This is a genomic window from Aeromonas sp. SG16 (assembly GCF_024436135.1).
Taxonomy (GTDB): Bacteria; Pseudomonadota; Gammaproteobacteria; order Enterobacterales; family Aeromonadaceae; genus Aeromonas; species Aeromonas jandaei.
The window spans coordinates 955,560-974,003 of record NZ_JANFNW010000001.1; the positions used below are offsets into that span (position 1 = coordinate 955,560).

The window sequence follows — 18,444 nt, forward strand, 5'->3', positions numbered from 1 at the left end:
CCATGACCCCCTATCGCGCCGTTATCGGTCTTGCCGGCCACGTGGATCACGGCAAGACCCTGCTGATCAAGGCCCTCACCGGCATCACCACCGCCCGCGCCCACGAGCAGGCCATCGGCATGACCCAGGATCTCGGCTTTGCCCACTTCGACGACGGTCAGGGCAACACCATCGGCGTCATCGACGTGCCCGGCCACGAGCGCTATATCCGCAATATGGTGGCGGGGCTCTGGAGTCTGGATCTGGTGCTGCTGGTGATTGCCGCCGACGAGGGGTGGATGCCGATGACCGGCGATCACCTGCGCCTGCTCAAAGCGATGGGGGTACCACGCCTCTTGGTCTGCATCAACAAGTGCGATCTGGTCTCCCCCGACGAGCTGGAGCTCCTTGAAGAGAGCCTGCTGGAGCGGGTGATGGACGAGAGCGGCATGGTGCCCGACATCGTCAGCGTCAGCGCCAAGACCGGCGAGAATATGGCCGCCCTGCACGCCGCTATCGTGCGCCAGCTGGGGGATATGGCCGAGCATCATGCTCCCCGCGAACAGGCCGCCCCGCGACTGTATGTAGACCGGGTCTTTACCGCCAACGGCACCGGTACCGTGCTCACCGGCACCCTGCAGCAGGGCCGCCTCAAGGTGGGGGACAAGCTGCGCCTCTACCCCGCCGATCGGGAAGTGCAGGTGCGCTCCCTGCAGGCCTATCACCAGAGCGTCGACGAGATCGGCGCCGTCTGCCGGGTAGCGGTGGGCCTGAAAAAAGTGCCCCACAAGGAGGTGGCACGTGGTCACTGTCTTACCAGCACTGTCGGCCAGTGCGAGGCGGCAACCCACCTTATCGTGCGGCTCTGCGAGGTCGGCGGCAGCATTCGGGAGCAGCGCAACCGCGAGGTGGAGGTGGCCCTCGGCAGCTGGCATGGCCGGGCCCGTTTCGTGCCCATCAAGGATACCCGGCTGGCGCGGCTGATCTTTACCAGCCCCATCCCCTGCTTCTTTGGCCAGCCGCTCGCCATCATTCGCCACGGCAGCAGCGAACTGCTGCACGGCGCCCGTATCGTCTGGTGCGGCGACATCCATCCCGCCAGACGCAAGGCGCTACACGCCCTGCTGGGTGAGCTGCCTGATGAGCTCAAGCACTACAACCCGGCCACCCTGCAACTGGGGCTCAACGGCTATGTGCCGGCCGGCCGCTTTGACCAGCAACCCGAGCAGGTCACCCCCCTCGGTGAGTGGCTGCTGGACAACCACTGGCTGGCCCAAAGCCGCGACCAGCTGCTCGCCACGCTGGCCAGCGAACCGCTGAGTGCCGCCGAGCTGGCAACCCGCTTTGGCATCGCCCTGCCGGTCACTCAGGCCCTGCTCCAGCAGCTCAAGAGTGAGCAGCACATTCGCCTGCACCATGACAAGTGGCAGCAGGGCAGCGGCGAGTCGGAAGATGATCTGGGGGAAGAGGCGCAGCTGGTGCTCAAGGTGGTGCGAGATCAAGGCAAGGAGGGTTATGAGCCCGGTAAACTGGGCCCCGGCGGCGTGGATCTGGACCCCTTTATCACCCGCCAGCTGCCCGCGGCCCTGCAGCAGGGCCTGCTACAAAAAGGCGCCCTGCAAAAGCAGCTGCGCAATCTGGCGCGACTCAAGTATCTGGTGCAGCTCGATGGCCCCATCTACTACGACGCCGAGCTTTACAACCAGATGGTCGCCGCCGTGCTGGCGGGCCAGCAGGTGGGAGATCTGATCGACATGGCATCCCTCAAGGAGATCACCGGTTTGTCGCGCAAATACGCCATTCCGTTCTGCCTGCGCATGGAGATGGATGGCTGGGTGCGGCGCGAGGAGAACGAACGCCGGGTGCTGCGTCTGCCAGCCAGTCAAGATGAGATGGAACCGGCATGAGCACCACCATCGCCCACTCTGGCTCTGCCAATCCTGTGGCCAACCGGCTGCGCCGCGAATTTCATATCGACGGCATAGTTCAGGGGGTCGGCTTTCGCCCCTTCGTCTATGGGCTGGCGCTGCGCCACGGCCTTGCCGGTTATGTGTTGAACGATGCCAACGGCGTCACTATTGGCGCCGAAGGCTCGCCCGAGCAGCTGGCCCGCTTTGCCCGCGAACTGCGGGAACTGGCGCCGCCCTTAAGCCGCATCGATCACTTCAGCGAGCGGGAACTGCCCCTCGCTCATGATCCCGACTTCGATGGCCAATTTCATAGCCAGTTTCGAATTAAAGCGAGCCAGCAGCAGAGCGCGGCCACGGTCGCCATCTCGCCGGATCAGGGAATGTGCGAGGCATGCGCCACGGACGTGGCCAATCCCAACGATCGCCACCATCGCTACCCTTTTACCAACTGCACCCACTGCGGCCCGCGCTACACCATTATCCGCCGCCTCCCCTACGACCGCCCCCATACCGCCATGGCGGGCTTTGCCATGTGCCCGCGCTGTGCAGCGGCCTATGAAAACCCGCTGGACAGACGCTACCACGCCCAGCCGGTGAGCTGCCCCGAGTGCGGACCTCATCTCAGCTGGCGAAATGGCCACGGCGATGCGCTGGCCGAGCGCGAGGATGCCCTGCACGCCGCCGCCCGCGCCCTGCAAGCGGGGGCGCTGATTGCGGTCAAGGGGATGGGGGGTTATCACCTGATGTGTGATGCCCGCAATGAACAGAGTGTGGCCAGATTACGAACACTCAAGCGGCGCGCGCGCAAGCCGCTGGCGGTGATGATGGGCTCCCTTGCCGAGGCCAAATTGCATGTCACCGGCTGCGAGGCAGAGTGGACGCTGCTCGCCTCTCAGGCCAGACCCATCACCTTGCTGCGCAAGCGAAAAAACGATGATCGACCGTCAGAATCCCAACTGACAATCGCGCCGCTGGCCGAGGGGATTGCCCCCGGCATCCCCTACCTTGGCGTCATGCTCCCCTATACCCCGCTCCATCAGCTGCTGCTGGACGCCTGCGCCATGCCGCTGGTGGCCACCAGCGCCAATGGTCGCGGCAGCCCAATCCTTATCGAGTGCGAGGCGGTGGTCAGGGAACTCGGCCGCGAGATTGACGGCATCCTGGATCACAACCGCCCCATCCTGCACCCGTGCGACGACAGTCTGGTGCAGTGGGCAGGCGGGCGGCGCCAGACGTTGCGCCTCGCCCGGGGCTATGCCCCCTGCACTCCCAGCCTGCAAGAGGCGGTCAAGGCGCCACTGCTGGCAGTCGGAGCGCAGCAGAAGAACCAGCTGGCGCTCGCCTTCGGCCGCCAGCGCATCTACAGCCCCTATATCGGCGATCTGCACAGCCTGCCAATGCAGGAGCACTTCGAGCAGACCCTGGCGACCTTTCGCGAACTCTACGATCTCAACCCCGAACTGCTGGTGTCGGATCGCCACTCGGGCTATCTCAGCCATCAGTGGGCCAAAAGCTATTGCCAGGATCAAGGTGCAACCCATCTCGAGGTGCAGCACCATCACGCCCACCTGCTGGGGGTGATGGCCGAGCACAACATCACGGGCCCGGTGCTGGGTGTTGCCTTCGATGGTACCGGCCTTGGCGATGACGGCACCCTCTGGGGCGGCGAGCTGCTGATCGCAGACGTTCAGGGATTTGAGCGGGTTGCCCACCTCAAACCCTTCAAGCTTATTGGCGGCGAGGCGGCCATCCGCGAGCCGGTACGTCAGCTGCTGGGGCTGCTGTTTGAATCGCACAGCCCTGAGGAGATCAGTGCCCTCGATATTCCGTTGATCAAGCAACTGCCCCTTAAGCGGATCAGCAACCTGCACCAGCTCTGGCAGCTGGGTCGCAACGCCCCCTACACCAGCTCCATCGGTCGGCTGTTCGATGCGGTGGCAGCGCTCTTGGGAGTGATCGACACCCCCGATTACGAGGGCGAGACCGGACTCTTGCTGGAGGCAGCCGCCTTGCAGCTGGCCCCCGATGAACAGCCCTTCCCCCTCGCCTTTGATCTCAGCCAATCAACAGAGGGGCCACTGCATATCGAGTGGGCCAAGCTGATCCATACCCTTGTCAGCGAGCGGCGCAAAGGCACCGCCACTGCCAGCCTGGCTGCCGGTTTTATCCGCGCCATCAGCAATCTGGTCATCGCTCTTGCCGAGCGCTTCCCCGGCTATCCGGTGGCGCTCGGGGGTGGCGTCTTTCAAAACCGGGTGCTGATGGACCAGCTGGTGCCTGCACTCGAAGCTGCCGGTCGGCGGGTATTGACCAGCGAAACCCTGCCGCTCAATGACGGTGGCATCGCCGCCGGTCAGCTCTGGTTTGCCATCCACCATCTTGCCACGCATCAGCCTGTCACAACCGGTTGTGCCACCTTGTCGGAGTTCTGAAATTCATGTGTCTATCCATCCCCTCTCAGGTGGTGCAGCTGCACCCCGAAGACAACTGCGTCACCGTCGATACCCTGGGAGTGCAGCGGCGCGTCAGCTGCATGCTGCTCGAAGAGCCTCTCAACATTGGCGACTATGTGCTGCTCCATATCGGCTTTGTGATGAGCAAGATTGACGAAGAGGAGGCGCAGGCCAGCCTCGAGAGCTTCCGCCAGATGGTGGCCCTGATGCCCAAACAGGATATTTTGCCATGCTGACCCTCAATGACCTGTTTCAGGGCTTTCGCCAGCCCGAGGTGATCCGCGCCCTCGCCGCCCAAATTAATGAACTGGCCAAAGATCTGCCCGAACCGCTGCGGGTGATGGAGGTGTGTGGCGGCCATACCCACACCATCATGAAGTACGGCCTGCACCAACTGCTGCCCGCCAGCATCGAGTTTGTCCACGGCCCCGGCTGCCCGGTTTGCATCATGCCAAAAGAGCGCATCGATCAGGCCATCGAGCTGGCGAGCCAGCCCAACGTCATTCTTGTGACGTTGGGGGACATGATCCGGGTGCCGGGATCCAAAGGCACGCTGGCCCAGCAACGGGCCAAAGGGAGCGATATCCGTCCGGTCTATGACCCCCTCGATGCCTTGCGCATCGCCAAAGAGAACCCGGACAAAACCGTGGTCTTCTTCGCCATCGGCTTCGAGACTTCCACCCCGATGACAGCCGCCTTGCTGGCTGCAGCTGAAGAGCAAAAGGTCGAGAATCTGCTGTTTCATATCAACCATGTGCTGGTGCCCCCCGCCATTCATGCGGTGATGGCCGATGGGGTGGCCAAGGTGAACGCCTTTATCGGCCCCTCCCACGTCAGCGTCATCACCGGCGCCGATATCTACCTGCCTATCGTCGATCGCTATCAGGTGCCGGTGGTGGTGAGTGGCTTCGAACCAGTGGATGTGATGGAGGCGCTCTTGATGATGGTGCGCCAGAAGGTGGAGGGTCGCTACGCGCTGGAGGTGCAATACAGCCGCGCCGTCACCGCCAGTGGCAATAAAGCCGCCCAGCGGCTGGTCGAGCGCTTTTTCGAGACCCGCGAGCACTTTCGCTGGCGAGGTCTGGGGGATATCAACGCCTCCGCCCTGCGCCTGCGCGATGCCTTTGCCAAGCGCGATGCGGAGCGTCACTTTGCGCTTAATCAGACTCCCATCGATGACCACAAGGCGTGCCAGTGCGCCGATATCTTGCGCGGCCTGGCCAAGCCAAACCAGTGCAAAGTCTTTGGCCGGGGCTGCACCCCGACCCAGCCCATGGGCAGCTGCATGGTCAGCTCCGAAGGGGCCTGCAATGCCTACTACCGATATATGGGGATCCAATGAGAGAAATTCAGTTAAGCCACGGCGGCGGCGGTGTGGAGATGAACCAGCTGATCAATCAACTCTTCTTTCGCCACTTTGGCAACGAGATCCTGCTGCGCGGTGAAGATGCCGCCCTGCTGCCGGTGAGCGGCCCCGTCGCCTTTACCACCGACAGCTTTACCGTCTCGCCGCTCTTCTTCGAGGGGGGCGATATCGGCAAGCTGGCCATCGCCGGTACGGTCAACGATCTCGCCATGATGGGGGCCAAACCCGAGTATCTGAGCGCCAGCTTTATCATCGAGGAGGGGTTCCCCTACACCGATCTGGCCCGCATCGTCGAGTCGATGGCGGCCGAGCTTGCCAACAGCGGCGCCCGCATCGTCTGCGGCGACACCAAGGTAGTGCCCAAGGGGGCGGCCGACAAGATCTTTATCAACACCAGCGGGGTCGGCACCTTCCCGCTGCCTGAACAGAGCCGGGGCATCTCGGTACGCAACCTCAAGGCCGGTGACGCCATTCTGGTGTCGCGGGATATCGGCAGCCACGGCGCCTGCATCCTGATGGCCCGTGACGCCCTGCAACTGGGCTCCGATCTCAAGAGCGACTGCACCACCCTCTGGCCGCAGGTAGAAGCGCTGCTAAAAGCGGGGATTACCCCTCACGCCCTGCGCGACGCCACCCGCGGTGGCCTTGCCGCCGTGCTCAACGAGTGGAGCAGCGCCTCCGGCGTTGCCATCGAGCTGGAGGAGTCCGCCATTCCGGTGTGTGATCCGGTGCGCGGCCTGTGTGAGCTCTACGGTTTCGAGCCCCATGATCTCGCCAACGAGGGAACCATGGTGCTGGCCCTGCCTGCCAAACAGGCACAGGACGCACTGGGCATCTTGCGGCAATTCAACCCCACCGCCAGCCAGATCGGCGTGGTGCAGGCGAGCGATCGCCACAAGGTGATCCTCAACAACCCCTGGGGCAGCCGCCGTTATCTGGAGCTGCCGCAAGGGGAGCTGCTGCCGCGGATCTGTTGAGCAACCATGCCGTTCCGTCAATTACAGGGAGGAGTCACGGCTCCTCCCCATATCGGTTAAGGAGCTACCATGCACGAAATGTCTCTGGCCATGGCCGCCATCGATCTGGCGGCCGAGCAGGCCACCCAGCGGGGCTTTACCAAGGTGACCGCCCTCTGGCTCGAGGTCGGCAGCTTCTCCTGCGTCGACCCGGACACGATTGCCTTCTGTTTCGAGGCGGCCGCCAAAGGCACCGCCGTCGAAGGGGCCCAGCTGCACTTTCAGCGCCAGGAGGCAGAGGCCTGGTGTTACGACTGCAACCAGACGGTCACCCTCACCGAGCGCGGGCAGGCCTGCCCCGGGTGTGGTGGGTACAAATTACGAGTCGCGCAGGGTGATAGCCTGCGCATCACCGACATCGAGGTAAGTTGATATGTGTAGCGTATGCGGATGCGGCCAGGCGCGGATCGCCGGCCATGAGCACGATCATGAACATCACCATGAACATGGTCATGAGCACGACCATCATCATGCTCATGACGCCCATCACCATCATGATCACGAGCAGAGCGCACCGCGCACCCTGATCATTCACCACCACTATCACCATCAGGGGGATGTCCATCACCACTACCACGGGGTGCGAGCTCCCATAAGCCACGAGGGTCATGATCACCCCCACGACCATCATCATGATCATGCCCAATCTCATGAGCACGGCCATTCCCACACGCATCCCCATGATCACTGCCATGACCATGATCATGACCATGACCATGACCATGACCATGACCATGACCATGACCATGACCATGACCATCAGCAGGGTGATCTGCACTATGGCAAAGGGGAAGCGGGATTGTCGGTCCCCGGTATGGGGCAGCGCCAGCTGATCGCCATCGAGATGGATGTGCTGGCCAAGAACAACGCGCTGGCCGCCCACAACCGCGAGCACTTCACAACTGCCGACCAACTGGTGCTCAACTTGGTATCTAGCCCGGGTTCAGGCAAGACCACCCTGCTGTGTGAAACCCTGCGCCAGCTGGCCGACAAGCGCCCTTGCGCGGTGATCGAAGGGGATCAGCAGACCAGTGCCGATGCGGATCGCATTCGTGCCACCGGCGTCCCTGCTGTGCAGATCAACACCGGCAAGGGCTGCCATCTGGATGCCAAAATGGTCCACGACGCCTGCCACCAGCTGCCTGCCAATCAAGGGGGCATCCTCTTTATCGAGAACGTGGGCAATCTGGTCTGCCCCGCCAGCTTCGATCTCGGCGAGAAGTACAAGGTAGCGATCCTCTCCGTCACCGAGGGGGAAGAGAAGCCGCTGAAATATCCGGATATGTTCGCCGCCGCCCAGCTGATGGTGATCAACAAGATCGATCTGCTGCCCTACGTCAGCTTTGACGTGGCCCGCTGCATCGAGAACGCCAAACGGGTCAATCCCTATATTCAGGTGATCCAGGTCAGCGCCACCACAGGCGAAGGGATGGATGCCTGGCTTAACTGGCTGGCCACGGCCTGAACCAGAACCGGTTAAATGCCGTTACCAACGGTGGATAGCAAAAGAGAGGGAGGCTGATGCCTCCCTCTCTTTTGTCTATGAACCTTGTCGGTCGTGCTATCTGTTCGGATTAGCCAGCGTCCCCTCACCCTGGCCCTCTCCCCAGGGAGAGGGAATCGGTTTGTGGATGCCGCGACGATACGACGCCCTCAAACCCCTCAGGGCGCTTCGAGCATAACAACCAGCCATATTCTTAAACCCCGAGATTTTCCAAACCCTAAACCCCGAGCGTGGTGAGATGGCACCTTCTGCTCCCTTCTCCCCTTGCGGGAGAAGGGCTGGGGATGAGGGGGAAGCCAATCCTCAGGCCACGCTACGGGCCATCGCCTCCTGCTCCGCAGGCACCTCACCAAAGCGCAGCACCCGATGGCAGATCTGGCGCAGCAGTGCCTGCTGGTGACTGAAGACAAGCATGCCAAGCCCGCGCTGCTCGCATTCAACCATCAACTCCCGCCAGAGCTGGCGCTGGATTTGCGGATCCAGCTGGGCAGTCACCTCGTCGGCAATCAGTAGTCGGGTGCGGGGATCGAGGGCGCGCAACAGCGCGATGCGGGCCAGCTCGCCGCCGGAGAGCTGGCCGGGTTTACGACTGAGCCATTCAGGCTTGACCATAAAGCGGGCCAGCATGGCGTCATCGGGGCGCCACACATCCCACAGCGCCTGCCCGGTGGTGCGATAGGGATTGAAGGTGAGTTCCGGGTGCTGGGGCACCAGCTGGATGGGGTTATAGCCTTTGACCTCTTCAGGCACCGGCTGCCCATCCAGCAGGATCTGCCCGCCGGCCCCAACCGGTTGCCAACTCGCCAATACCCGCCCCAGCGTGGTCTTGCCATAACCGCTCGGGGCGGAGATACCGAGCCGTTCGCCCGCTTTCACCGTCAGTGATAACCCCTGCCAGAGGGGACGTTCCCCCTGGGCGATCGTGAGATTTCGTACTTCCAACATCAGGAAACCTCCGGCACAGAGAAGAGCGCGTTGAACTCCGGCAGCGCCTGCCAGTGGGCACGGAGCATCTCGCTCCCCTGCCCCTGCCGCAGATGGTGGCAGCTCAAGGTATCGCTCACCTGCCCCTGATGCAACGCCACAATGCGATCGGCAAAGCGGGCCGCCAGCGCCAGATCGTGGGTCACCCAGAGGATACCGCTGCCATGATTGGCCAATTCACGCAACTGGCCGAGCAGCAGACAGGCCAGCCCCTCGTCGAGCCAGGCGGTGATCTCGTCTGCCAGAATGTAGCGGGCACCGCCGAGCGCCGCAGAGCAGGCCAGAATGCGCTTGGCCATGCCGCCGGAGAGCTGGCGCGGGTACCTGTCCAGGGTGGTCGCGGGCAGCTGGTAGCGCAGCAGCTGCTCGCCGAGCCGCTCGCGAGAACAATTCTGGCCGCAGAGACGTGCCGCACGCTCCAGCTGACGCTCCACCGTCAACAATGGATTGAGGGCGCTTACCCCCTGTGGCACATAGCAGAGGGTGTGACCGCGCAGACGGGCGCGGCTGGCATCGCACAGAGGCGTGCCATCAAGGGAGATGCTGCCGCGCATCCGCAGGTTATCCGGTAGCAGGGTCAGGGCGCTTTGCAGCAACAGGCTCTTGCCCTCACCGCTCCCCCCCACCAGCGCCACTATCTCCCCTGGCGCCAGTTGCAGGCTGATATCGGTCAGCAAAGGCTGCCAGCTGCGCCGCCCCAGCCAGGAGTAGTGGGCCGCCTCTATGGTCACCTGATCAAAACTCAGCATGGTTCACTCCTGTGCCACAACAGCTGTTGCAAGGCGCGGGTAGCCTGATCAAACAGCAGAACCAGCAGCAGCAACATCAGTCCCGGGAAGAGGGCCAGCCACCAGCCGCCACCGGCAAGATAACGCAACGCATCGGCCAGCAGCAGACCAAGCGAGGCCTCGTGGGCCGCCAGACCAAAACCGAGAAAGCTCAAGGCCGCGCTGTGCAGTACCGCATGGGGAAACATCAGCAAAGTCCCGATAAACCACTGGGGCAGCAGCCCCGGCAGCAGGTGGGTACGCCAGCGACGCAGCGCTCCCATCCCCTGACAGCGGGCCAGCACCACATAGTCGCTGCAGGCGATCCGCCGCGCTTCTGCGCAAAGGATCAGCGCCAACTTGGGCCAGTGGGTGAGTGCCACCGCCAGGATCACTCCGCGCATGCCGCCCCCCACGGTAAAGCAGATAAGGATCAAGAGCAGCATATGGGGCAGCGCCAGCATGGCGTCGATCACCATTCGTACCGCCGCATCACATCTGGGGTGAATGAGCGACACGCTTGCCGCCACCATGGCCAGCAGGCCACTGCAGAGCGCCGTGCTGATGCCGAGTTCCAGACTGGTGAGGGTGCCCTGAAAGGCCCGCAACCAGAGATCCCGCCCCATCTGATCGGTGCCGAACCAGTGGGTCAGCGAGGGAGGCTGCTGGCGCGCCAGCAGATCCATCGGCACATCCTGATGAGAGAGGCTCCAGCCGTAAGTGGCCAGCAGCGCCAATCCGAGCAGGGCAAAAACCAGCCGCAGTATGGAGGGAAACGGATTAAACAGCACGCTCACCCTCCCAGCCCCGATTGATGCGGGCCAGCAGCAAACTGGCCACCGTGTTGCCAATAAAGACCAGCAGGGTGCAGAAGAGCACGATTCCCATCAGCAAGGGAATATCCCCCCTGAGCCCCGCATCCACAGTGGCCTGGCCGAGCCCCGGGTATGAGAAGACCTTTTCGGCCAAGAGCGATCCGCCAATCAGCTCACCAAGGGAGGCAAACTGCAGGCAGAGCGCCGGGGTCAGGGCGTGGCGCAGCACATGAAAACGCAGCATGGGCCAGCCGCCATCCCCCTGAGCACGGGCGTAGCGGATAAAGTCGCTCTCCAGCACCTCGGCCACCCGCCCCCGGGTATGCAGGGCAATATTGCCCACCCCGAGCAGGGCAAGCGTGGTCACCGGCAGCAACAGATGGCGTGCTCGCATAGCCCAGTCAGCCTCATCGGCAGCAAGCCCCGGCGTCCAGGCGCAGCAGACTGGCAGTAGCGGCCAGTGCACCGCAAACAGGGCGAGCAGCAAGAGGCCGACCCAGAAGGTGGGCAGGGAGGCGAGCAGGTAGGCAAAACGGCAAATCAGGCGATCGGGCCAGCGATTGAGATAGCGACCGGCGCAGAGGCCCAGCAAAATCCCGAAAAAACCGGAGAGCAGCCAGGCACCCGCCAGCAGCAGGAAGGAGGCAGCAAAGCGTTGGCCTATGACTTCACCCACCGGTGCGTTGTAGAGCATGGAGTAACCGAGATCCCCCCGCAGCACCTGGGTAAACCAGTGCCAGTAGCGCAGCCAGAGCGGCTGATCCAGCCCCCAACGGGCGGCTATGCGGGCGTACTGCTCCGGCGGCACATGGAGCAGGTCGTTGCCGATATAGGCCTTGATGGGGTCGATGGGGGAGTAACTCAGCAGCACAAAGGTGGCGACCGAGACCAGACATAACAGCCCTGCCAGACGCAGCAGGGCTTTTAGCAACAGATAACCGGAGTGACTCAAGGGCGAACTTAACGGCACGTCCACCGCCAATCCTGCAGGTTGTTGAGCAGGGACCAGCTACCGTGGATTTCCGGCGCCCCCTTGCCAAGATCGATGCAGCGGTTGGCGAGATAGGTGTGCTGCACATTGAGCAGCCAGGCCCAGGCGGCATCTCCCTGCACTCCGGCGCCCGTTTTACCATCCCACTCCACCTGCTGCCAGAACGGCACGGCCGCCTGCCAGTTCGGGGCATCCAGCGCCTGCTTGAGGTGGCCATCCACCACAGGGTTGCTGTAGTAGCCTGGATTGTAGAACTCCACGCCACCGGAGCCGCTCTGGTAGTGGTGATAGAGCTCCATGGGATCCAGACTCCCCCATCCCATCAGCACCGGATTGGCGTGCATCTCCCGCTCCACCTGCTCCCAGCTGCCGGACTTGAGGCTCACCTCGAGGCCGATGGGTTTGAGCATGGCGCGCACCGCTTCCGCAAGATCCCGGCGGGTGCTGTCGCCACTGGTGTACCAGAGGGTAAAGGCGGCGCGCAGGGAGCCCTTGTGGCGAATGCCGTCACTGCCCATCTTCCAGCCCGCTTCGTCGAGCAGGGCATTGGCGTGGGCAGCATCGCCATCCTTGAAGGCGGTGGCTTTGTTCAGCCAGGGCAAACCTTCCACCGCGCTGTAGGCGGGGATGGCATGTCCTTCCAGCAGCTGATCGGCCAGCAGCTTGCGATCGATGGCGTAGTTGATGGCGCGGCGCACCGCCACGTCCGAGGTCACGTCGTTGCCGATGGGATAACCCTTGGCATCCTTGCCACCCGCCGGCGGAATGGGGAAGACGATGCCGCGATTCTCCACGCTCGGCCGCACCCACAGCTTGAGGGAGGGAGGGACTGTGGGCGCCAGTGACGGGGCAATGCGCACCACATCGAGCTGGCTACTCTGGGCCGCGGCGTAGGCGCTCTCTTCATCGATAAAGACAAACACCAGCCGTTTGAAGTCATTGTTGCCACCGGCGTAATAGGGGTTTGCCTCCACCACCAGCTGTTGACCGGGCAGGAAGCTCACCAGCCGGTAAGGGCCGGCGCCGACCGGCTCGCGGGCATAGCGCTTGGGATCGTAATCCCGCTTCGACACTATCCCCAAGGATCCCAGCACGTTGACAAAGGTGCTCTGGGGGGCACTCAGGGTGATGGCAACCTCGGTGGGTGAGAGCACCTTGGCCGAGACAAAGTTGCCCATGTCGATCTTGCCGCCGCCTTGGGCTGCGTTGTTGTAGGTGAAGGCCACATCCTCGGCGGTGAGCGGCGCGCCATTGGAGAATTTCAAATCCGGCTTGAGGCGGATAAGCCACCCCTTGCCATCCTGGCTCGGAGTCACCGTTTGGGTGAGCACGTTCTGCCAGCTGAGGTCGGCGTTTTGCTTGAGCAGCGGGCTGTGCAGCAGCAGATAGCTGCCGTGACTCCAGCCAAGCAGAGGGTCAAACCCTTCGGTGGGTTCAGCTCCGATGGCGAGCTTGAGCTCGGCAGGCACAGGTTGGGCTGCGGCCAGCGCCGCGTGAGAGGCAGTGCCCAGCAGCAGAGTCAACAGGGCGGCAGCACTGGTGCCACAGTAATGGCGAAGGGAATTGCGTGGAACAGTCATGGGGATCCTTCTTGTTTTGTACCACTCACGGATCATCACTCAAAAAAGAGGTGGAATGCGTGTCTGAACATGGGAGTGAGGGGCCAAAATGGCCCCCTATTCTAAACTTGATTTCGCGTGAAACCTAGCGACTATGCCGGTTGAGCACGCCGGGCACCGAATAGCCGTCTGCGACCCAGATCCACACCGCCAGCCCCTTGCTGCACCGGCAAGGAGAGCAGCATCTTGAGGGTGCTGCTCACCAGCGCTCGCCCCTCCCCGGCCCCGAGATGGGGATCGAGCGGCGACATCAGGGAGCAGGACAACAGCTGACCACTTTCGGGCAATTCACCCACCATAAAGGTCATGTTGCCGCAGGGGAGCTGCAGGGCGAGCCGATCGCTGTTGCTGCGCACCGGCCAAAGCTGATCCGGCCCCGGCAACACCACCACGCTCAGCATCCAAGGGGTGAGCACACAGCCGAGCCACTGACCTTCAAACAACGTGCACTCCGCCACAATGGGCATGGTGGCGTGATAGAAAGGCAACGCCTGCATCTCTTCACGAGCGATCCGCTCGAACTGGGCTACCAGCAGAGGCGCGGGATTGCTGGCAAAACCGGCAAACTCCTGCGCAGCATCAAGCTCGCTTAAATGAGACTGCGCCATAGGCCCTCCTGCTCTTGTTCAGCTTTCTCCTGCTCAGAGAGCGGAATGGCGGGCGCACCAACGGCAGCCAGCAGGGTCAAAATCCGATCCGTCGCCTCTCCCATGGCAGCCGCCACCACGGGGGTGAGGCCGATGCGGGGTTCGAGGGATTCAGGCTCGACCCCGATCAGGGTGAGCCGCTTGGGCGACTCCCCCGTCATGTGCAGCGCCGAGAGCACATCCGCCAGCCCCAGCTGATGGGGGGATATCTTGCGACCAAACAGGGTCGGGATCTCCTCATCCTTCAGGGTCACGACGGTGCCCGGCGGATTACCGCTGCGCACCGCATCCACCAGAATGATGTGATCGCGACTGGCCATCGCTTCGAGCAACTCCATGCCGGCGGTACCGCCGTCGAGCAGCTCGATGCCGGGGGCGAAACGGTATTCGCGCCCCAGCCCCTCAACGATGCGCACGCCGACGGCCTCGTCACTCAAGAGCAGGTTGCCCACGCCCAGGATCAAGGTGTTCATCACAGCACCTTCACCTGAGTCGTTTCACCATTTTGGGTATCCACCACATGCACAGCGCAGGACATGCAGGGGTCGAACGAGTGGACGGTACGCACCACTTCCAGCGGCTTGGCCGGATCGGCTACCGGGGTGCCTACCAGCGATTGCTCGTAGGGGCCGGGTTCATCGTTGAAGTTGCGCGGGCCCGAGTTCCAGGTCGATGGCACCACCGCCTGATAGTTCTCGATCTTGCCATCCTTGATGACGATCCAGTGGGAGAGCATGCCACGCGGCGCCTCTTCAAAGCCCACCCCGCGAAACTCTTTGTCCGCCGGGATCTCGGCCTTGATATAGGCGGTGGTATCCCCCTTGCCGATGTTGTCCACCAGCGCCTTCCACTGATGTGACAGGGTATCTTTGAGCACGCAGCAGCGCACCGCGCGACCGATGATGCGACCCATGGTGGAGTGCAGCTGTTCAGTCTTGATGGCAGAGCCGGTCAGCGCCTTGTAGAGGCCGTTGAGCTGGTCGAAGTGCGCCACCGTCTCCGGGTGCTTGGCGGCCAGTTTCACAAGCAAGTCTGCGAGCGGACCCACCTCCACCACCTTGCCGTAGAAGGTGGGCGACTTGACCCAGGAGTACTTGCCGTCATCCTGCCAGCCGGTGTAATCGGGCTCGGTCTTGCCCTCCCAGGGTTTGAGGGGCTCGTCATCCTTGTACCAAGCGTGCTTGTTGCTCTCGGCGATGCCGTCCATCAGCCAGCCATCCTGATGGCTCTCGATGGGGCGATAACCCGCCAGATTGCCATTCTCGATATAGCCGCCCGGCATCAGGAAGCTGCCGCCGTTGGCGTCGGTGGGGAGCTCCGGCACGCTCAGGTAGTGCTTGGCCCCCTGCCCCAGATTCAACCACTCGGGGTAGTGGGCGGCAATGATGGCGGCATCTACCTTGTAGACCTGCTCGATAAACTCGCCGAGCCGATCGATAAAGCTCTTCACGTAGAGCAGCCGCTCCAGGTTGAGCACGCTCGGTGCATCCAGGTTGATGGGGTTGGCCACGCCGCCCACCGCCAAGTTCTGGATGTGGGGGGTCTTGCCGCCGAGAATGGCGACGATACGGTTGGCATCGCGCTGGCACTCCAGTGCCTGCAGGTAGTGGGCCACGGCGATGAGGTTCACCTCCGGGCTCAGCTTCATCGCCTTGTGACCCCAGTAGCCGTTGGCAAAGATGCCGAGCTGGCCGCTGGCTACCAACGCGCGGATTTTATCCTGCACCTTGGTCAGCTCGTCGGCACTGTTGAGGGACCAGGTCGATACCCCCTTGAGCATGTCCGCCGCTTTTTGCGGATTGGCCTCAAGGGCCGCGGTGATGTCCACCCAGTCCAGCGCGGAAAGCTGGTAGAAGTGGACTATGTGATCGTGGATGTTGTGGGCTGCGATGATGAGGTTGCGGATGTACTGGGCGTTGACCGGCACCTTGGCGCCGATGGCGTTCTCCACCGCCCGCACCGAGGCGATGGCGTGAATGGAGGTACATACCCCGCAGATACGCTGCACTATCATCCAGGCATCGCGCGGGTCATTGCCCTTGACGATCTCCTCCATCCCGCGCCACATGGTGCCAGACGACCAGGCCTTGGTGACAACGCCGCCTTCGATTTCACAGTCGATACGCAGGTGACCCTCGATGCGGGTGATGGGGTCTATGGTGATACGTTGGCTCATACGTTGGCTTTCCCTCGGGCCTGATAATCTTGGTGAACACGTTCAAGTGATGGCAGTACCGGCAACAGCCGGATCAGCAGCAAATAGGCACACACTTCGATGGCAACAAAGCCAAGGGAGATCAGCACCTCCGTCGCGGAGGGGAAGTAGTGGTAGCCATTGCCGGGGTTGAAGGCGAGCAGGGAGTAATCCAGTCGCCAGAGGGCTGCCCCCAGCAGCATGCTGAGAGCCCCCAGAAAGAGCATGCGCGAGTCCCGGCGGCTCTTGTCCCAGTGGAACACCAGCAGCGGGAAGATCATCAGCGCGATCTCGCTCCAGAACAGAATGGAGTAGCGGTTGAACTCGGAGAGGTACTCCGACTTGTCGTGGATGACGATCTCGGCAAAGCGCAGCGCCACAAACAGGATCAGGAAGATGTCGATCACCTGGGTCAGTTTGTAGAAGAGCGGTTTCTCGTTGGGGCCACGCCCCGCCAATCCCGCCTGCACCAAAGAGCCCTCAAACACCACGATGGAAAAGCCCATGATGAATGCGGTCAGAAGCGAAAAGACCGGCAGCAGCTCGTAGCTTTGCCAGAGCGGATGGATCTTCTCCCCCGCAACTATCATCAACGAGCCCATCGAGGATTGGTGCATGGTGGGCAGCAGTGCCCCCAGCGCCAGAATGAAGAACATGATCTTGTTGAGCCGCGCCATGGAAGTTTTCCAGCCGAACTTCTCCAAGAGCACGGGCGCAAACTCCAGCGCCATCACCCCGATATAGATCGTCATGCAGACCGCCGTCTCGAACAGCACCGAGGAGGTGTTGAAGTGACCGGGCAGGTAGAAGTACGGCAGGTTCCAGTAACGGCCGACGTCGATGGTGATGGAGAGACCGCCCAGCGAGTAGCCGAACAGGCTCGCCAGCAGGGCCGGTCGCACCAGCGGGTGATACTCGCCCCGGTTGAAGACGTAAACCGCCCAGGCCAGCGCCCAGCCACCGCAGGCGAAACCGGTGCCGATCAAGAGGTCAAAAGAGATCCAGAGACCCCAGGGATAACCCCCGTTCAGATCGGTCACCGAGCCCAGCCCGAAGATGAGGCGCTTGAGAATAAGCATGCCGCACAGCACCGCAAAGGGTGCCAGCACCAGCACCGGCCAGCTGACCAGCTTGCCGCCAAGGGGATGTGCCTTGTGGTTACTCATGATCCTTGCCCCCCTGTTGTTTGCCTTGATCGACCGACGTCCCCTTGCCCTGATCGTGACCATCGTGATGATCGTGACCGTTCTTGGTGTTGCGACGGATAAGCACGGAGAGACCGGTCAGCACCACCATGGGCAGCACCATCCCCTTGTAGAGGGTGTGCTGGATATGCTCAGATCGAGCCCCGGATGAGAGCTCAGGCAGATCGGGCATATCGAGCTTGGTGTAGGGCACCCCGGCCAGCACCAGCACTTGGGTGCCGCCCCCCTCCTTCTCGCCATAGACGTAAGGCTGGTAGTTGGGCACCTCGTGCAGGTAGGGGTCGTTGGCCTTGAGAGTCTGGCGCGGATAGGCATATTCGCTGCCCGGGGTGGCCAGCAGGCGACGCCTGGCCTCGGCCATCAGCTCCTCCCGGGTGCCGAAGATGACGGCGCCGGTCGGGCACACCTCGACACAGCCGGGCAACTTGCCCTGATCAATCCGTTCAAGCCCCTTCTGGTTGCAGAGCTCGCACTTGTGGATCGCCCCGAACGGGTTGTCGTAGTCATATTTGGGCACGTCGAACGGGCAGCCCACCATGCAGTAACGGCAACCGGTACAGACGCTCGGGTCGTAGTGAACGATGCCGGTCTTGGGATCTTTTTTAAGGGCCTGCACCGGGCAGACGGAAACACAGTTGGGATCGACGCAGTGCATGCACTGCTTCTTGATGTAGGCGTAGCCATCCACCAGCTGATCCTTGTGCTCGCCCGCGCCGCTCTTCCACACCTGAATGATGTTGTTGGTGTAGGGGCTCAGCTTGTCGTTGTTGGACCAGGTCTGCTCGCCCGCCGGATTGGCCGGGTTGCCGTTAAGGCGCTGGCACTCCGCCACGCAGGCCTGACAACCGACACAGAGGGTGGAGTCGTAGAGCATGCCAAGCGCACCGGGAATGGGTGGCTTGTTTTTGGCCGCCGCCAGGGCTGTGCCGGGCACAGTGGCCCCGGCTGCCAGCGCGCCGACGGAGGCAAATTTGAGGAAGTTGCGTCTGTTCAC

At 62.6% G+C, this 18,444-nt stretch carries 18 protein-coding genes; 7 read left to right on the forward strand and 11 right to left on the reverse strand.

The window, feature by feature from the left end:
- Positions 1–2: 2 nt before the first annotated feature.
- The 6 genes from selB to hypA all read left to right on the forward strand — a co-directional run bounded on the left by selB (position 3) and on the right by hypA (position 7,096).
- On the forward strand, positions 3–1,886 hold the full coding sequence (gene selB, locus NOM67_RS04270; RefSeq protein ID WP_255934137.1) for a selenocysteine-specific translation elongation factor: 1,884 nt from the start codon (positions 3–5) through the stop codon (positions 1,884–1,886).
- A complete protein-coding gene (gene hypF, locus NOM67_RS04275; RefSeq protein ID WP_255934140.1) occupies positions 1,883–4,321 on the forward strand; it encodes a carbamoyltransferase HypF in 2,439 nt (812 codons plus the stop codon). Before selB ends, hypF begins: the two co-directional genes overlap by 4 nt.
- Positions 4,322–4,326: 5 nt before the next feature.
- Complete coding sequence (locus tag NOM67_RS04280; RefSeq protein ID WP_043819819.1) at positions 4,327–4,578, forward strand: HypC/HybG/HupF family hydrogenase formation chaperone; 252 nt, start codon at positions 4,327–4,329, stop codon at positions 4,576–4,578.
- Complete coding sequence (gene hypD, locus NOM67_RS04285) at positions 4,572–5,684, forward strand: hydrogenase formation protein HypD (protein WP_255934151.1); 1,113 nt, start codon at positions 4,572–4,574, stop codon at positions 5,682–5,684. The genes NOM67_RS04280 and hypD overlap by 7 nt, the downstream gene beginning before the upstream one ends.
- Positions 5,681–6,685: a hydrogenase expression/formation protein HypE gene (gene hypE / locus NOM67_RS04290; protein WP_255934153.1), complete on the forward strand. Its 1,005-nt coding sequence runs from the start codon at positions 5,681–5,683 to the stop codon at positions 6,683–6,685. Before hypD ends, hypE begins: the two co-directional genes overlap by 4 nt.
- A gap of 69 nt (positions 6,686–6,754) precedes the next feature.
- Positions 6,755–7,096 carry a hydrogenase maturation nickel metallochaperone HypA gene (gene hypA, locus NOM67_RS04295; protein WP_156852665.1) on the forward strand — a complete coding sequence of 114 codons (342 nt, stop codon included), beginning with the start codon at positions 6,755–6,757 and terminating at the stop codon, positions 7,094–7,096.
- Here hypA and NOM67_RS04300 read toward each other — a convergent pair.
- On the reverse strand, positions 7,074–7,436 hold the full coding sequence (locus tag NOM67_RS04300) for a hypothetical protein (protein WP_370689135.1): 363 nt from the start codon (positions 7,434–7,436) through the stop codon (positions 7,074–7,076). The genes hypA and NOM67_RS04300 overlap by 23 nt on opposite strands.
- On the opposite strand from NOM67_RS04300, the gene hypB reads away from it, so the two are divergent.
- Positions 7,317–8,189 carry a hydrogenase nickel incorporation protein HypB gene (gene hypB / locus NOM67_RS04305; protein WP_370689157.1) on the forward strand — a complete coding sequence of 291 codons (873 nt, stop codon included), beginning with the start codon at positions 7,317–7,319 and terminating at the stop codon, positions 8,187–8,189. The genes NOM67_RS04300 and hypB overlap by 120 nt on opposite strands.
- A 342-nt stretch (positions 8,190–8,531) precedes the next feature.
- On the opposite strand, the gene NOM67_RS04310 is transcribed toward hypB, so the two are convergent.
- From NOM67_RS04310 to hybA, 10 genes are all read right to left on the reverse strand, one after another.
- Entirely contained in the window at positions 8,532–9,173 is a 642-nt protein-coding gene (locus NOM67_RS04310; RefSeq protein ID WP_156852663.1) for an ATP-binding cassette domain-containing protein, read from the reverse strand.
- The gene (locus tag NOM67_RS04315) at positions 9,173–9,961 is read right to left on the reverse strand and encodes an ATP-binding cassette domain-containing protein (RefSeq protein ID WP_156852662.1); all 789 of its coding nucleotides are present in this window, start codon (positions 9,959–9,961) and stop codon (positions 9,173–9,175) included. Before NOM67_RS04315 ends, NOM67_RS04310 begins: the two co-directional genes overlap by 1 nt.
- Positions 9,955–10,770 carry an ABC transporter permease gene (locus NOM67_RS04320; protein ID WP_058059092.1) on the reverse strand — a complete coding sequence of 272 codons (816 nt, stop codon included), beginning with the start codon at positions 10,768–10,770 and terminating at the stop codon, positions 9,955–9,957. The genes NOM67_RS04315 and NOM67_RS04320 overlap by 7 nt, the downstream gene beginning before the upstream one ends.
- Positions 10,760–11,770, reverse strand: coding sequence for an ABC transporter permease (locus tag NOM67_RS04325; RefSeq protein ID WP_255934159.1), 1,011 nt, complete (start codon positions 11,768–11,770; stop codon positions 10,760–10,762). The genes NOM67_RS04320 and NOM67_RS04325 overlap by 11 nt, the downstream gene beginning before the upstream one ends.
- Complete coding sequence (locus NOM67_RS04330; RefSeq protein ID WP_255934160.1) at positions 11,755–13,365, reverse strand: ABC transporter substrate-binding protein; 1,611 nt, start codon at positions 13,363–13,365, stop codon at positions 11,755–11,757. The genes NOM67_RS04325 and NOM67_RS04330 overlap by 16 nt, the downstream gene beginning before the upstream one ends.
- Before the next feature lie 131 nt (positions 13,366–13,496).
- Positions 13,497–14,012 (reverse strand): hydrogenase-2 assembly chaperone, encoded by a 516-nt coding sequence (hybE, locus tag NOM67_RS04335; RefSeq protein WP_208736284.1) that lies wholly within the window; start codon positions 14,010–14,012, stop codon positions 13,497–13,499.
- Complete coding sequence (locus NOM67_RS04340) at positions 13,994–14,524, reverse strand: HyaD/HybD family hydrogenase maturation endopeptidase (RefSeq protein ID WP_208736283.1); 531 nt, start codon at positions 14,522–14,524, stop codon at positions 13,994–13,996. Before NOM67_RS04340 ends, hybE begins: the two co-directional genes overlap by 19 nt.
- Positions 14,524–16,227 (reverse strand): hydrogenase 2 large subunit, encoded by a 1,704-nt coding sequence (gene hybC / locus NOM67_RS04345; protein ID WP_208736282.1) that lies wholly within the window; start codon positions 16,225–16,227, stop codon positions 14,524–14,526. Before hybC ends, NOM67_RS04340 begins: the two co-directional genes overlap by 1 nt.
- Complete coding sequence (gene hybB / locus NOM67_RS04350) at positions 16,224–17,411, reverse strand: Ni/Fe-hydrogenase cytochrome b subunit (RefSeq protein ID WP_208736281.1); 1,188 nt, start codon at positions 17,409–17,411, stop codon at positions 16,224–16,226. Before hybB ends, hybC begins: the two co-directional genes overlap by 4 nt.
- A complete protein-coding gene (gene hybA, locus NOM67_RS04355) occupies positions 17,404–18,444 on the reverse strand; it encodes a hydrogenase 2 operon protein HybA (protein ID WP_042053843.1) in 1,041 nt (346 codons plus the stop codon). The genes hybB and hybA overlap by 8 nt, the downstream gene beginning before the upstream one ends.

Excerpts from the sequence above, each read along its gene's own strand:
- NOM67_RS04280 (WP_043819819.1), top strand. The coding sequence starts at position 4,327 with ATGTGTCTATCCATCCCCTCTCAGGTGGTGCAGCTGCACCCCGAAGAC.
- NOM67_RS04300 (WP_370689135.1), bottom strand. The coding sequence starts at position 7,436 with ATGGTCATGATCATGGTCATGGCAGTGATCATGGGGATGCGTGTGGGA.
- NOM67_RS04315 (WP_156852662.1), bottom strand. The coding sequence starts at position 9,961 with ATGCTGAGTTTTGATCAGGTGACCATAGAGGCGGCCCACTACTCCTGG.
- hypE (WP_255934153.1), top strand. The coding sequence starts at position 5,681 with ATGAGAGAAATTCAGTTAAGCCACGGCGGCGGCGGTGTGGAGATGAAC.
- selB (WP_255934137.1), top strand. The coding sequence starts at position 3 with ATGACCCCCTATCGCGCCGTTATCGGTCTTGCCGGCCACGTGGATCAC.
- hybE (WP_208736284.1), bottom strand. The coding sequence starts at position 14,012 with ATGGCGCAGTCTCATTTAAGCGAGCTTGATGCTGCGCAGGAGTTTGCC.
- hypA (WP_156852665.1), top strand. The coding sequence starts at position 6,755 with ATGCACGAAATGTCTCTGGCCATGGCCGCCATCGATCTGGCGGCCGAG.
- hybC (WP_208736282.1), bottom strand. The coding sequence starts at position 16,227 with ATGAGCCAACGTATCACCATAGACCCCATCACCCGCATCGAGGGTCAC.
- NOM67_RS04340 (WP_208736283.1), bottom strand. The coding sequence starts at position 14,524 with ATGAACACCTTGATCCTGGGCGTGGGCAACCTGCTCTTGAGTGACGAG.
- hypD (WP_255934151.1), top strand. The coding sequence starts at position 4,572 with ATGCTGACCCTCAATGACCTGTTTCAGGGCTTTCGCCAGCCCGAGGTG.
- hybB (WP_208736281.1), bottom strand. The coding sequence starts at position 17,411 with ATGAGTAACCACAAGGCACATCCCCTTGGCGGCAAGCTGGTCAGCTGG.
- NOM67_RS04310 (WP_156852663.1), bottom strand. The coding sequence starts at position 9,173 with ATGTTGGAAGTACGAAATCTCACGATCGCCCAGGGGGAACGTCCCCTC.
- hypF (WP_255934140.1), top strand. The coding sequence starts at position 1,883 with ATGAGCACCACCATCGCCCACTCTGGCTCTGCCAATCCTGTGGCCAAC.
- NOM67_RS04330 (WP_255934160.1), bottom strand. The coding sequence starts at position 13,365 with ATGACTGTTCCACGCAATTCCCTTCGCCATTACTGTGGCACCAGTGCT.